Below are 14,148 nucleotides of genomic sequence, written 5' to 3'. Positions count from 1 at the left end.
AGCCGTACCACCCTGTGCCGACGGACAGCCGTCCCGTTGGCTGCCGTGCGCCGGCTCTCCTCGGCGGTTCGGAGGTCCTACTTGGCGTACATCAGAGTGCCGAAGCCGAGCTGGTCGTAACCGCCGCTCGTGGAGCCGTAGTCACCGCCGCCGCCCTCGGGGGCGACGAGGTCGTAGTACATCTGCGAGATGTACTTGTCGTCCAGGTACAGGCGCCGGTTGTAGTGGAAGTGGAGCATCGCCCACACCGGGCGGATCTGTCCCCGCGACGCGGACGAGATCACCGTCTGCGAGTTCTGGGAGCAGTTCTGGCCGCTGCCCCACGTGTAGGTGGTGAATGGCACGTCCTGGCCGATGTTGTACTTGGCGACGTACTGGGCCGCCTTGAAGAACCTCCTGCTGTCGTAGCTGTACAGGTCGTCTCCCTGGTTCCAGGCCATCTCGCAGATCGCGCCCATCTGGCCCATGCCCATGACGGTGTGGCCCTGGTCTCGGCCCGACTCCTGCCACTGGCCGAGGTCGTATCCGTCCGAGTCGGTGTAGAGGTACGGCACCGCGTGCTGGATGGAGCCGTTGCCCGCGCCGGTCTTGAAGTAGTTGACGGCCTGGTCGTACTTGGCGCCGTCGTCGCACAGGATCCCGATGGCCAAGATCGAGGCCATGTTGCACAGGTCCCAGTTCGCCCAGTAGTTGGTGATGCAGGCGTCGTTGTGGTTGGTCAGGAACTGGTTGTTGAGGGGATAGAAGACGTTGAGCATCATCTGCTGGAACGCGGAGAGGTCGAACCCCGCGTAGCCGCGCATGAGCTCGGCGGCGTTGGCGAACTGCCAGCCGTAGATCCCAGCGGCGAGGAAGCGGTCGGCGTTGCCCTGGATGGAGGTCAGGGTGTTCGCCCAGGCGTTGAGGATGTTGACGGCGCAGTCGCCGTTCGCGGCGGTGCCGGCGACCTGCCAGCGCAGGGCGTTCTGGTAGGCGGCGGCGATGTCGTTGTAGAGAGTGCCGTAGTTCTCGGGGTAGCCCGATCCCCGGTAGACCGTGGCCTGCGGGTTGGGCGTCCAGGTGGACTGCGAGTGCGAGTTGGCGGTCAGCTTGTTCCAGCCGGACAGCCAGGGGTCGTCGCCCGCGGCGACCCTGGTTTTGGCCCGGTTGATGTCACCCCAGTTGTGCAGCATCCCGGGGTGGGTGAACGTCGCGGGTGCGGCGCTCGCGGTGCCGCCGGTCAGCGCCGCGGTGGCGCCGCCGACGGCGAGGGCGGCGGTGAGACCGCCCGCGGTCCGCAGGAGACCGCGGCGGCTCACCTCTCTTTGCAGGTTGTTCGTGTGGGGGTGTGTGCGGCTCATTGCTGTGCATCTCCAATCCCGTTGGAGGTTTTACGTGGGGGTGATGCTCACCTCGCTGAAGCGCGTGGTGCTGCGGGCCAGGGGTGCGCGGGAGCACACCACGAGACCCACGTAGTAGGGGGCGTCACCGAAGCCGGGGATCTCTCCCGCGGCGACGGACGTCCAGGTGGCGCCGTCATCGGTGGAGACGGCTGCGCTGAAGGTGGTCCCGGTGCGCTTCAGTCGCAGCAGGCACGGGAGCCCGACGGTCCCGGTGCCGGTGAAGGCGGAGGCTCCCGCCACGGTCTTGCGCAGCATGAGCTGCGCGGTTGTCCCGCCCGTGACGATCGCCCCGGCCGCCTGGTCGAACGGCGACAGGGACTTGGCCATGAGCAGCCCCACCCGGTCGCCGGTGGCGCCGTCGCGTGAGACCAGCCGGGCGGTGATCTCGCAGTCGCCGGTGACGGGCTGTCGTACGAACTGGCCCGTCATTCCCTGACCGTTGACGGTGAGATCCGTGCCGGCACCACGCACGACGAAGGTCCCGTCTTCGTATGCGGTGATCCCGGGGGTACGGATCGCCACGACCCCGAAGGTCCCGAAAGCACGGTCGTCGAAGACCACGTCTCCGAGGTCGCCGTACGTCCAGGGGTCCGGCGGAGGAGTGCCGACCGTGAGGGTGAGGGTGTCCGTCGCCGTACCGGTCGCGTTGCCCGCGGTGGTGGTGACGGTGAACTCGCCGGTCTCGTTGGACGTTCCGGAGATGAGCCCGGTGCGCTTGTCGATGCGGAGGCCGTCGGGCAGGCCGTCCGCGGTGAACCGTATGGGCTCGTGCGAGGCCCTCAGCAGATGGCGGAACGCGCTGCCCTGGTTCGCGAACGCGGTGGCCGCGGAGGTGATCACCGGAACGGAGGGTGTCGGCATCTGCGCCGAGGCCGACTCGGAGAGCGGGCCGCGTCCGCCGCAGTTGGTCTTGGCGACTGCGTAGTGGTACGTCGTACCGGGCGTTCCGGTCGCGTCCGCGTACTGGATGCGGGTACCGAAGCCCACCGGGCCGACGCCGGTCGCGATGGTCACATAAGGCCCGTCGGCGTCCGGCGCCCGCAGCACCTTGTACTGCGCCGAGAGGTCCGGGTCCGTCCAGGCCAGCTCGACGGCGTCGGCGCCTGCGGTCGCCCGCAGGTCGGACGTGGTGCGCGCCGGGCGCGGCACCGACCAGACCTCGCCGGACGAGGAGGAGACCACGCTGACGTTGTCGAAGGCACCGGTTCCGGTTTCGGCGTACTCCTCGTCGACGCCCAGGCAGGAGGTGAGGACGAGGCCCGCGTACGCCGTGTGCCCCAGGTCGACCTCGGTGGAGCCGACGTCGGTCCACCGGATGCCGTCCGGGGAGATCGCTCCGGTGAGGCGCTTGCCCTTCCGGGTGACGCGCACCCAGTACGGCATGCGCAGCCGGTAGCCGTCGCCGGCGCCCTCCACATACGGCGCCTCGAGCGGTGTCGCCGACTCCGGCAGGGTGCCGAGGCTGGAGATCGGGAAGGCGGCGGAGGTGGTGATGGACTGCTGCTGGGACGGCGGTACCGGTGTGCTGCCGGTGGCGGAGACGTCCGCTCCGGTCGACGGGCGCACGGTCCACACGCCGCTCCAGGTGTGCAGCGGCAGTCCCTGGATCAGCATGGAGGCGTGCGGGGCGTCGGCGTCGAGGGAGTCGCGCAGGGTGACGCCGATCTTGGAGTACTGCGAGCTCAGCGGATACACGACCCGCGCGGTGACGGTGCCGTCGCCGCTCAGCGGCAGGTGCACCAGCCAGTAGGTGTCCGCGGTGCCGCTCGCCTCCAGCACGAAGCGCTCGCCGTCGAAGAGGGCGGAACCGGGGATCTTCACATCGCCCACGTCCCGGGTCGACCACGGCTCGGGGAGCGCCGCGGTCGCCGCAGCCCACGCCGAACTCTCGCTCTCGCCCTGGGAGTTCGAGGCGCTGACCGTGTAGTAGTACCTCCGGCTCCCGCGTGCGTCGTGGTCCGTGTACGTCGGCGTGTCGATGCCGGACGCAACGGTCTCGTACTCCCCGTCGGGGCTGGTGGCCCGCCGAACCGTGTAGCCGGTCGCCCACGCGGACGGCAGCCAGGACACGGTGACCGCGTCGCCCGAGCCCACCGCCGTGACACCCGCCGGAGCCGTCGGCACGCTCGACGAGGAGGCCGTCGCACCGGCGTAGGCGAAGGTGCCCCAGCTCGGCAGGTCGTCGTTGCTGCCCTCCACCACGCGGGCACCGCCGGTGCCGCGGAAGACGGCGTTCTTGGTGTACTGGGCGTCCAGGCCGCGTACTCCGACGTAGTGCGCGTACGCCATCTCGTAGATCGGCGGCATGTTGCCGCGCCCGTTGGCGGAGACGGTCTGCTTGATGTACTTGCCGGTGCGGTCGAGGTCGGGGGTGAAGGGGACGTCACCGCCGAGGTTGTAGCGGGCGGCGTACTCGAAGTTCGCGAGGATGCGGTTGTCGTCGAAGCCCCACAGGTCGACGCCCTGGTTCCAGGCGACCTGCGCCGCGTCGGCGAGCAGGCCGACGGCGAGCTGCTCGTGGCCCTGGTCGCGGCCGCTCTCCTGGCCCTGGCCCGCGTCGGTGACGATGCGGTGCGGGACGCTGCCGTTGCCGGCGCCGGCCGCGGCGAAGCGCAGGGCGTCCTCGAAGAGCGTCCACTCCTCGCAGAACACGCCGAGGGCCAGGATGGACTGGACGGACGTCAGGTCCCAGTTGCCGTTGGCGTAGAGCATGTAGCCGGAGATCGCCGGATACCAGACGTTCAGGAACGAGTCCTCGCATCGCGCGATGTCCGCGTCGGCCCAGCCGTCGTAGTCGCTGTGCCGCAGCAGCTCGGCCGCGTTGACGAACTTGAAGGCCTGGAGGCCGGCGCCGAGCGGGCCGTCGGCTCCGGTGATGCCGGTCAGCGAGGCCGACCAGGCGTTGAGGATGTCGCGTGCCTTGTCGGCGTTGGCGCGGTTACCGGTGACGCACCACATGAGGGCGTTCTGGTAGGCGGCGGCCGAGTCGGCGACGGCCTGGTTCTGGAAGTTGGTGGGGCCGCGGCCCCAGGTGGTGATCTGGCCGGTGTTCTGGATCGTGTACGTGGCCTTCGACCGGGCGTGGGCCGCGAACGTCACGTATCCGTCGTAGATGGGCGATTCCTGCGCGGCGACCGCGACTTTCATGCGCGCGAGGTCGGCGGTGCTGTGCAGCAGTCCGGGGTGGGTGAAGGCCCGGAGCCCGGTCTTGTCGTCCTGGGCCCATGCCGCCGTGGCGGAGGCGGACAGCAGTCCGCCTCCGGCCACGGCCACGAGCCCCGCCGCGCCGAGGAAGGACCGTCGGCTGAGAGGAAGCACGGGGGTGACTCCTAGTTCAGAGGTGCCGCGTCACGCGTGCTGGATGGTGAGAGTGACGGTCTGCGTCGCGGTGCCCACGCTGTTGGTGGCCGAGACGGTGGCCGTGAAGGTGCCGACGTTGTCCACGGCGGTGCCGGAGATCAGACCGGTGGCGGTGTCGATGTCCAGACCCTTCGGCAGCCCGTCGGCGTTGAACGACGTCGGCAGCGCGGAGGCCGTGATCAGGTAGTTGAAGACCTGGTTCTTGGTGGCCGTGGCCTGGTCCGGGCTGGTGATCTTGGGCGCGTCGGTGGACGTGGCCTCGGTGGAGTTCAGGAACCGAGGGTTGATCACGTGCTCGTTGGCGTAGGCCGGCATCATGTCCGTGAACTTGTACCAGCCGGGCTTCTTCATCCCGTTGCCGATGAACTTGCCGTTGATGACGAGGTTCTGGAAGGTCACGTTCTTGATGGCGTGGTCCGCGTCGTAACCGACCATGATGGACGGGTTGGCGTGCGTCCCGGTGTACGTCATGTTCCGGATGTACACCCCGTCGATGCCCCGGCCGACCGAGGTGTTGTACGACTTGTTGAACATGACCCGCATGTTGATCAGCTGGCCCCAGCGGAAGTCCTCAACGCGGATGTCCTGGGCGCGGACGTTGCTCACCAGGTTGCTGTCGCCGGGGTTGAGCGCGATGCAGCCCTGGTAGTCCATCTGCGGTTCGCGGTGGTCGAGGATGTCGATGTTGCTGAAGACGAGGTTCTCGATGGTCTCCGGCTTGTCGGTGTTGCCGTGCGTGCCGACGTTGATCGGATGCGCGACGTCCGCCCAGAGGGTTGAGTTGCGGACGGTGATGTTGCGGCAGTCGCCGTAGTAGTCCCAGCGGTGGGCGTAGATCGCGATGCAGTCGTCGGCGTTGCGCATCCAGACGTTGTCGATGAGGACGTCCTCGCTGGAGAAGACGTCGATGCCGTCGCCCCACTGCCCGTGGCTGTAGGAGTGGAAGTTACGGATGGTGACCTGCTGGGACTGGCCGATGGTGGCCGCGTAGCCGCTGCTCGGGTTGAGCACCATGACGCCGTCGATCTCGATGTTCTTGGAGTACTCGACGAGGACGCCGTTCGCGGAGTTGTAGATCACGCCGCGGCCGCGCAGGCGGGCGTTCTCGACCTCGTGGAACTCCACTCGGGACGTCAGCACCGCACCGCCGGCGAGGTAGACCGTCTTGCCGCTGGGCACCTTCACCACGTTGTCGGTGGTCTTGTGCAGGCCGGGGCCGAAGTAGATGACGTCCTCGTCGTCGGGGTCGGGCGCGTTCGACTCGATCGGGTTGGCGTGCAGCTGCAGGTTGTTGAAGATCTCACCGTCGATCTCGATGGAGAGGTTGCGCGGCTCGGTGAGGGTGAAGCTCACCGTGGCGCCGTCCACCGTGAACTGGGTGTTGTACGACAGCGGGCGGATCCGCGCGGAGCCGATGGTGCCCTTGGACGAGGTGACGGCGACCTCCACTGTGCCGTCGAAGTCGAACGTGGCGACGGAGGAGTTGTAGACCGGACCGCTGCCCGTGTTCGCGTCGATCATCTTCGCCCTGGCGCGGTAGACGGGCACCGTCTGCCATTCGCCGCCCGGCGTACGGGCCTTGACGGAGAAGCTCGAGTTGGTCGGGACCCCGCTCGGGATGGGGTACACCACCAGCTTGTCGGGCGCTCCGGGCGTGTCGTCGGCTCTCGCGGTACCGGCCGCCGCGCCTATCAGGGAGTACGCCGCGGCGGTGGCACCCGCGGCCTGGAGGAGGGTGCGCCGGGTCAGTCCAGTGCCCTGGGTGTCGTTCATGGAGGAGTTCCTTCGTAAAGCGGGGGAGGTGAGGTGGTCTTCCTTGAGGCCGGAGGTGGACATCCTGCTTCGAGCTGTACGAGATATCGGCCAAGGGTCGGCACTTCGACGGCATCCGATGAGCTAGGCAACCGGTTGCCGTGCGATGGGGCAGAGCTTCTTCCTGTCCGGAAACTGCGTCAAGAGTCTTGACGAACTTTCGAAAAGACTGAGTAACCTCCTTGTCATGAGCCGAAAGCCCGGAGGGTCACTGCGGAGCCTGCGGCGATCGAACGAAGAGCAGGTCATCGCCCTGCTGATAGCCCAAGGCCCCTTGCACCGGGCCGAGCTGGCACGACAGGCGGGCGTTTCCCGGACCACCGTCTCGACGATCGTCAGCGAGCTGCTGGCACGCGGCCTGATCACCGAGTCCGACGAGGAGCCGGACGGCGACCTCGACGGCCGGGCCGGAAACCGGTTGTCGGTGAACCCGCGGGCTGCCGTCGTGGCCGGGATGAACCACACCTTCGACGGCGTCTGGGTGCACCTCAGCGACCTGGCCGCGCGGGAGGTCGCCAGCTCCGGGGCGCCCCTCGACCCGGGCACGGGGCCTGCCGAGCGCATCAAGGCCGGCGTTTCGATCCTCCAGCGGCTCCTGGCCGCGGCGGATCTGGAGAGACAGCAGGTCATCGGCGTCGGTGTCGGCGTGCCCGGCCCCATCCACCGCGGGACCGGAGTAGTCGGAGTGTCCCTGCCGGGCCAGCCCTGGTCTCATGTGCACGCCGCCGAGGAGCTGCAGCGGGCGCTCGACCTGCCGGTCGTCGTGGAGAACAACACCCGCCTCGAAGGCGTGGCCGAGGCCCGCTGGGGCGCGGGCCGCGACGTGGCGAACCTGCTGTACTTCGGCCTGTCCAGCGGCATCGGCTCCGGGCTGATCCTCGACGGACGGCTGTACCGCGGAGCGGTCGGCGCCGCGGGCGAGCTGGGCCATGTGTCGGTGAACGTCGACGGGCCGCTCTGTCCGTGCGGCAACCGGGGCTGCCTGGTCCTGCGGGCCGGCCTCCCGGCCGTGCTGACCGCACTGCGACCGGCTTTCGGCCAGGACGCAGGCCTGGACGAGATACTGGCCCGCACCGCGACCGGGGACCACGCCGGCGAGCAGGTGTTCACCGACGTGGGCACAGTCGTGGGCCAGGTCCTCGCCAACCTGTGCAATCTCCTCAACCCCGAACGCATCGTGGTGGGCGGCGAACTGTCCCGGGCCGGTGAGGCGCTCCTCGCCCCGATGCGGGACGCGGTACGCCGCCATGCCCTGTCCCTCGTCCGGGACGTGGACCTCGTACCCGCGGAGTTGGGGCTCGGCGCACGCGTCGGCGCGCTCGGCGGCGCCGCTCTGGTCCTCAGTGAGACGCCTGACCTGGCCGCCGCGCTCAACCGCATGAACGGCATCACCTGAAGCCGCTGCCCGCCGTCGGCGCCGAGGCCCCCGAACTGGTCCCGCCGCTCGGCTCTCCGCCAAGCTGGTCGGCGCCGGGCTGAAACAGCCGCCGGACGGCGCGCCAGGCACGGCCGCCGCCAGTCTCGCGAGAGCCCCAGGAAACCGATTACGAGAAATCGCCTATACCTGCCACCACCAGCCGCAAGCGTTCGGACCGCCCCAGTTCCGGCAAGACGTCCGAACTTGCCGCTCCACCTGCGACGACCTGGGCATATTCCGCCGAGCCCGGCCACGCACTGCCAACACCCGGCGATCGTCACGCTCATTGACCGGCGCTCCGCATCAGATCTACGGTAGAAGACGGTTTCTAAAACGTTTCCGACTGCCTCAGGAGAGTCATGCCCAGCGCCCAGCCGCCGAGGGCCGTGTTCGCCATGGATCCGGTGCACCTCCCGCTGCTCTTCCCTCCGCCCCTCATGGCACGACTCCAGGAGCTGACCGAGGTCGACACCGCGCTCGTCGTGCAGGACTTCACCGAACCGTCCGCCGCCGCGGCACTGGCCCGGGCGGAGGTGCTGATCACCGGCTGGGGCTGCCCCCACCTGGACGCGGACGTCCTCGCCGCGGCACCGCAGTTGCACACCGTCCTGCACGCCGCGGGCTCCGTCCGCTCGCTGGTCGGCGAGGCCCTGTGGGAGGACGGAATCACCGTCTGCAGTGCGGTTACGGGCAACGCGCTGCCCGTCGCGGAGTACACGCTCGCCATGATCCTTCTCGCCGGGAAGGACACCTTCGCCCACCGCGAGCGCTTCCGGGCGACCCACACCTACCCGTCCCCCGCAGAGACCGCGGCCACGGGCAACCTCGGCCGCCAGGTGGGGATCATCGGCGCCTCACGTGTGGGCCGCCGGCTCCTGCAACTGCTGCAGCCGCTCGACCTCGCGGTCGCGTTGTACGACCCCTACGTCGACGCCGGTGAAGCAGCCGCCCTGGGCGCCGAACTCCTCTCGCTGGAGGACCTGTTGCGCGGCAGCGACATCGTCAGCCTGCACGCTCCCGACATCCCCGAGACCTACCGCATGCTGGACCGCGACAGGCTCGCCCTCATCAGGGACGGCGGCATACTGATCAACACCTCCCGCGGCGCCCTGGTCGACCCGGTCGCGCTCACCGACGAGCTGGTCTCCGGCCGCCTCAGCGCGGTGCTGGACGTCACCGAACCCGAGCCGCTGCCCACCGGATCCCCGCTGTACACCCTCCCCAACGTCTTCCTCACACCGCACATCGCAGGCTCGCTCGGCAACGAGCTGGGACGCCTCGGGCGCATCGTCGTCGAGGAACTGGAACGCCTTGTCGCGGGTTTGCCACCGGCCCACGAGGTGCGGCACACGGATCTGTCCCGTGTCGCCTGAACCCCGCACCGGCACCCCGCTCTGCCTTGGTGAAACGATGGGATACGGTTTCCGCACGGGCGGGCGGCGGGACCCCGGCCCGTCCGGTGCGGGAGTCGCTACGGTGAAGGAGCCGCAACGGTGAGTGAGCGCAAGGCGTCGGGCGACTCCGGACGAGCGACCATCCGGGACGTGGCCGAGCGGGCGGGCGTCTCGGTCGCCAGCGTGTCGCGCGTGCTGTCCGGCAACTACCCGGTCTCGGACGAACTGCGCCGCCGGGTGATGAAGGTCGTACGGGACCTGGACTACGTGACCAACGCCCACGCCCGTTCACTCGCGGGCGGCGGCACGCCGACGGTGGCCATCCTCATCAACAACATCACCGGCGCCGCCTTCACACACGTGGCCAAGGGGGTCGAGGGCGCCGCATCGCTGCGCGGCTGGCTCTCACTGGTCGGCACGACCGGAGACGACCCGGAACGGGAACTCGCGCTGGTGAACCTCATGCGCCAGCAGGGCGTCGCCGCGGTGATCCTGCTCGGCGGCGCCTACGACTACGACGAGTACCAGATGCGAATGGCCCGGTTCGCCCGCTCCCTGGACGCGGCCGGCTCGCATCTCGTACTGGTGGGCAGGCCTCCGCTCGAGGGCGACGTACCGGCGACGACGGTCGACTACGACAACGAGGGCGGCGCCTACGCCATGGCCAGCCATCTGCTGTCCGCCGGTCACCGCCGCGTCCTGGTGCTGCCGGGCCACGCGGAACTCACCACGGCCCAGGGCCGGTTGAAGGGCGCACAGCGGGCCTTCGAGGCGTACGGCGTGCCGTTCGATCCGGACATGGTGCTGCACGGCCCCTACGACTACGAGCACGGATACGACGCCGTTGAGGAAAGCCTGCAGCGCAAGCTGGACTTCACGGCGGTGCTCGCGGGAACCGACGTGGTCGCCGCGGGCGCCATGCAGGCCCTGCGCGCGGCAGGGCTCAGGGTGCCCGAGGACGTGTCGATCGTCGGCTACGACGACATCCCGCTGGCCTCCCAGCTCACTCCCCAACTGACCACCGTTCATGTGCCGTACGAGGAGATGGGCCGTGTGGCGCTGCGCGCGGTGGCCGACCGGCGCGAGCGAGGCGCCGGCCGCCGCAAGGGCGACGGCGACCACTTGGTGCTGGGCACGCATGTCGTCGTGCGGCAGTCCGTCCAGCCGCCTGCCCTGCAGTCGTAGCGCCTGATGACTTCTGTTACGTAAGCGTTTTCGACGACGTCCTGAAGCGCCGTGCACCGTCCGCCCGGCGCCATGGATCCGGCCCTGCACGTCTCTGACCTGCGCTGACGTGGCGTCATGCCGATCAGGCAGGGCAACATCGGCGCGCAACGTGGCGGACAATCCGGCGTAACAATTTGCCGTACGCCTCTTGCGTGAAGCGGAGCACGCCACCTACGTTTCACAGCAACCGTTTTCTACACCTTCCGCAGGGGTTTCGAGACGCGAGCCGACGGTTGCCTCGCTCGCTGTCGCCCCACCGAGCTGCCCCTCTCTTCCGCGATCGTCTACGTCTCTAAGGATGACCGTACGATGAACTCCACCAGCCCCCGGAGAAGGTTCGCCCACGTCGCAGTCGCGAGCCTCGCGCTGACAGGTCTGCTCTCCGCCTGTGGCGGATCCGATTCCGGAGACTCCGACTCCGAGTCCAAGTCCGCCGGTCCGGTCACCCTCGACTTCTGGGGCTGGGCCAACGGCCAGGAGGCCGTCGTCAAGGCGTTCAACGCCAGCCACAAGGACGTACAGCTCAAGTACACCAAGGTCACCGACCAGCTCACCATGCAGAAGCAGCTGACGAACGCCGTCAAGGCCGGCAACGCGCCCTGCCTGCTGCAGAACACCGGCGAGTACGTCACGAGCTGGGTCTCGCAGGGCGCCCTCGCCGACATCACCAAGTACGTCGAGTCCAGCAAGGACAAGTTCAACCCCGGCTCGTGGGCCGTCGGCCAGGTCCAGGGCAAGGTCTACGGCGTCCCCACCGCCTCGGCGCCCGCCTTCACCATCTACCGCACCGACATATTCAAGAAGTACGACCTGGAGCCGCCCAAGACCTGGGACGACTTCATCGCCGCGGGCAAGGTACTGAAGAAGCACGACATCAAGATCACCAACTACGCCGGTGAGGACCCGAGCACTCTTGAGGTGCTCGCCATGCAGGCCGGGGCGCACTGGTACTCCGTCGACGGAGACTCCTGGGTGGTCAACTTCCAGGACGAGGGCAGCCTCAAGGCGGCGAAGGTGATCCAGGAGATCATCGACAACGACCTGAACTCCAAGCTCTCGTTCGCGGACTACGCGGCCGTGCAGCGCAACTACGACAATGCCGGCACCGTGACCCGCCAGATCTCCACCTGGCAGATGTCCGGCATGGTGCAGAACTTCACCAAGTCCTTCGGCAAGTGGGCGCTGGCCCCCTGGCCCACATACAAGGGCGAGGCGCCCAAGACGCCGGCCGGGACCAACCAGAGCGGCAACCTGACCCTGGTGACCGAGCAGTGCAAGAACAAGGAGCAGGCCGCTGAGGCGGCGCTGTGGATGTCCACCGACCCCGGTGCGGTCAAGACCATGGCGAGCCCCGAGACCGGTAGCGGTGTGATGCCCGCGCTGGCCGACACCAGCGCGTACGTCCCTCAGGCGATCCCCGAGAAGCTGCTCGGCAAGAACTACGAGCCGGCCCAGAAGGTCGTCACAGACAGCATGAGCACCATCACCGACGACTGGACCTTCGGCCCGAACTGGACCGCGATGTTCACGGAGATGCAGGACGAGTGGGCCAAGGTCGTCAGCAAGAAGGAGAAGGTCACCGACCTCCTGGCGCACATGCAGGAGTGGACGGTCAACGACCTGAAGCAGCGCGGCATCAGCGTCAAGGGCTGAGGCACACTCGATGATTCGCTCCCAGCGCTGGAAGGGTGCCGCGTTCACGGTGCCCTTCCAGCTCGGCTTCGTCTTCCTCTACCTGCTCCCGATCGGTTACGCGGTCTACCAGTCGCTGTTCCTGCAGAAGCAGTCCGGGCTGGGGCTCGGCGGCGCGACCACGGAGTTCGTCGGGCTGGAGAACTACCGACACGGCCTGACCGACTCGGCGTTCATGACCTCCATCCTGCGGGTGGTGCTGTTCGCCTGTGTCCAGATCCCGTTCATGCTGCTCATCAGCCTGGTGCTGGCGCTCCTCCTGGACGCGGTCACCTCGAAGGTGGCCGGCCGGTTCCGGATCCTGCTGCTGGTCCCGTACATGATCCCCGGGGTGGTCGCGGCCATCGTGTGGATCAACCTGTACAGCCCTGAAGTGGGCCCCCTGACGCCGCTCGGCGACCTGTTCGGGTTCCACTGGAACTTCTTCGCGCCCTCGATGGTGTGGCCGGCCATCGGCAACCTGCTGACCTGGCACGGCATCGGCTACAACATGGTGATCATCTACTCGGCGCTCCAGGGCGTGCCCCGTGAACTCTTCGAGGCCGCGCGGCTGGACGGCGCCTCGGAGCTGCGGATCGCGCTGAGCATCAAGGTCCCATTCGTGCGCGGCGCGCTCGTCCTGACCGCTCTGCTGTCGATCATCCAGATGCTGCAGATCTTCAACGAGCCCGCACTGTTCCGCAACGTGACCCCGCAGACGGTCAGCGACAGCTTCACCCCGATCATGATCATCTACAACCAGGCGTTCAACGCCGCCAACTACCACTACGCCGCGGCCCTGTCGGTGCTGCTCGCCCTGATCCTCGGTGTCGCATCCTTCCTCTTCTACCGGCTGACCTCGAGGGAGGCGGACTGATGGCGCTGACAGAAAACCGTAAGGAAAACGGCACGGAAACCGGCACCGTGCCCCCCCGCGGGCGCACCGTTCGGCGGCGCACCCGCCCGGACCCTGCCGCGCGCTCCCGGGGCGGCCAGCGCTTCCTTCTCGTCGGTCTGGTCCTGGCCAGCGTCTACAGCCTGTTCCCGGTGTACTGGCTGATGGTCGCCGCGACCAAGGACCGCGTCGGGCTGTACCAGAGCAACGGGCTGTGGTTCTCGGGCTGGCACCTATGGGACAACCTGCACCAGGTGTTCACGTACGAGGACGGCATCTTCCTGCGCTGGACCGCCAACTCGTTCCTGTACGCGGGGGTCGGCTCCCTCGGCGGCACCCTCATCGCCCTCGCCACGGGCTACGGGCTGGCCCGCTTCGACTTCCCCGGGCGGGGCGTGGTGTTCGCGGCCGTGGTGGGCTCCTTCCTCATCCCGATCGCGCTGCTCACCCTGCCGCTGTACCTGCTGTTCTCGGCGATCGGTCTGGTCGACACCCCCTGGGCAATGCTGATCCCCTGCCTGATCAACCCGTTCAGCGTGTACCTGGCCAAGGTCTACACCGAGGCCACGATCCCGTTCGAGCTCCTCGAGGCGGCCCGCATCGACGGCGCCGGTGAGCTGCGGATCTTCTTCAGCATCGTGCTGCGGATGATGACCACGGGCGGCGCGACGGTGTTTCTACTGGCCTTCGTCAACACCTGGAACGCGTTCTTCCTCCCGCTGACAGTACTGCGCGGCGAGGAGAACTGGACGCTCAATCTGGGTCTGTACAACTGGACCGGCAAGCGCCTGGAGTCGGGCGTCGACGTGACCAGCCTCGTGCTGACGGGCGCGCTGCTGTCCATCGTTCCGATGGCCATCATGATGATCGCGATGCGCCGCTACTGGCGGAGCGGCGTCACGCTGGGAGCCCTCAAGTGACCCTGAGGGCAACCCGTTTCACTGATGGGCCCTGCGGGGCGGTGGCGAAGCCTTCGTTGTTCGAGGTTTC

General features: G+C 68.2%; 9 protein-coding genes. 6 read left to right on the top strand and 3 right to left on the bottom strand.

Going from position 1 to position 14,148, the window contains the following annotated elements; all coding sequences use genetic code 11:
• Positions 1–77: 77 nt before the first annotated feature.
• The 3 genes from ABT009_RS03065 to ABT009_RS03055 are packed head-to-tail and all read right to left on the bottom strand — an operon-like array spanning position 78 to position 6,515.
• A complete protein-coding gene (locus ABT009_RS03065; protein WP_351288914.1) occupies positions 78–1,340 on the bottom strand; it encodes an alginate lyase family protein in 1,263 nt (420 codons plus the stop codon).
• Positions 1,341–1,370: 30 nt separating this feature from the next.
• Positions 1,371–4,700 (bottom strand): putative Ig domain-containing protein, encoded by a 3,330-nt coding sequence (locus ABT009_RS03060; RefSeq protein WP_351288912.1) that lies wholly within the window; start codon positions 4,698–4,700, stop codon positions 1,371–1,373.
• A 30-nt stretch (positions 4,701–4,730) separates the two neighbouring features.
• A complete protein-coding gene (locus ABT009_RS03055) occupies positions 4,731–6,515 on the bottom strand; it encodes a glycosyl hydrolase family 28 protein (protein ID WP_351288910.1) in 1,785 nt (594 codons plus the stop codon).
• 226 nt (positions 6,516–6,741) lie between these two features.
• On the opposite strand from ABT009_RS03055, the gene ABT009_RS03050 reads away from it, so the two are divergent.
• From ABT009_RS03050 to ABT009_RS03025, 6 genes are all read left to right on the top strand, one after another.
• The gene (locus ABT009_RS03050; RefSeq protein ID WP_351288908.1) at positions 6,742–7,950 is read left to right on the top strand and encodes an ROK family transcriptional regulator; all 1,209 of its coding nucleotides are present in this window, start codon (positions 6,742–6,744) and stop codon (positions 7,948–7,950) included.
• A 380-nt stretch (positions 7,951–8,330) separates the two neighbouring features.
• Complete coding sequence (locus tag ABT009_RS03045; protein WP_351288906.1) at positions 8,331–9,344, top strand: hydroxyacid dehydrogenase; 1,014 nt, start codon at positions 8,331–8,333, stop codon at positions 9,342–9,344.
• Between the two features lie 120 nt (positions 9,345–9,464).
• Positions 9,465–10,550, top strand: a complete 1,086-nt coding sequence (locus ABT009_RS03040) for a LacI family DNA-binding transcriptional regulator (protein ID WP_351288904.1) — start codon at positions 9,465–9,467, stop codon at positions 10,548–10,550.
• A gap of 351 nt (positions 10,551–10,901) precedes the next feature.
• A complete protein-coding gene (locus ABT009_RS03035) occupies positions 10,902–12,245 on the top strand; it encodes an ABC transporter substrate-binding protein (protein WP_351288902.1) in 1,344 nt (447 codons plus the stop codon).
• A 10-nt stretch (positions 12,246–12,255) separates the two neighbouring features.
• Entirely contained in the window at positions 12,256–13,140 is an 885-nt protein-coding gene (locus ABT009_RS03030) for a carbohydrate ABC transporter permease (RefSeq protein WP_351288900.1), read from the top strand.
• On the top strand, positions 13,140–14,078 hold the full coding sequence (locus ABT009_RS03025; protein ID WP_351288898.1) for a carbohydrate ABC transporter permease: 939 nt from the start codon (positions 13,140–13,142) through the stop codon (positions 14,076–14,078). The genes ABT009_RS03030 and ABT009_RS03025 overlap by 1 nt, the downstream gene beginning before the upstream one ends.
• Positions 14,079–14,148 lie beyond the last annotated feature (70 nt).

This window comes from Streptomyces sp. NPDC002896 (genome assembly GCF_040295225.1).
Taxonomy (GTDB): domain Bacteria; phylum Actinomycetota; class Actinomycetes; order Streptomycetales; family Streptomycetaceae; genus Streptomyces.
This window is presented reverse-complemented; position numbering and strand designations above follow the sequence as displayed.

Coding starts and splice junctions, on each gene's coding strand:
- ABT009_RS03065 (WP_351288914.1), bottom strand. CDS start 1,340: ATGAGCCGCACACACCCCCACACGAACAACCTGCAAAGAGAGGTGAGC.
- ABT009_RS03055 (WP_351288910.1), bottom strand. CDS start 6,515: ATGAACGACACCCAGGGCACTGGACTGACCCGGCGCACCCTCCTCCAG.
- ABT009_RS03050 (WP_351288908.1), top strand. CDS start 6,742: ATGAGCCGAAAGCCCGGAGGGTCACTGCGGAGCCTGCGGCGATCGAAC.
- ABT009_RS03045 (WP_351288906.1), top strand. CDS start 8,331: ATGCCCAGCGCCCAGCCGCCGAGGGCCGTGTTCGCCATGGATCCGGTG.
- ABT009_RS03035 (WP_351288902.1), top strand. CDS start 10,902: ATGAACTCCACCAGCCCCCGGAGAAGGTTCGCCCACGTCGCAGTCGCG.
- ABT009_RS03030 (WP_351288900.1), top strand. CDS start 12,256: ATGATTCGCTCCCAGCGCTGGAAGGGTGCCGCGTTCACGGTGCCCTTC.
- ABT009_RS03025 (WP_351288898.1), top strand. CDS start 13,140: ATGGCGCTGACAGAAAACCGTAAGGAAAACGGCACGGAAACCGGCACC.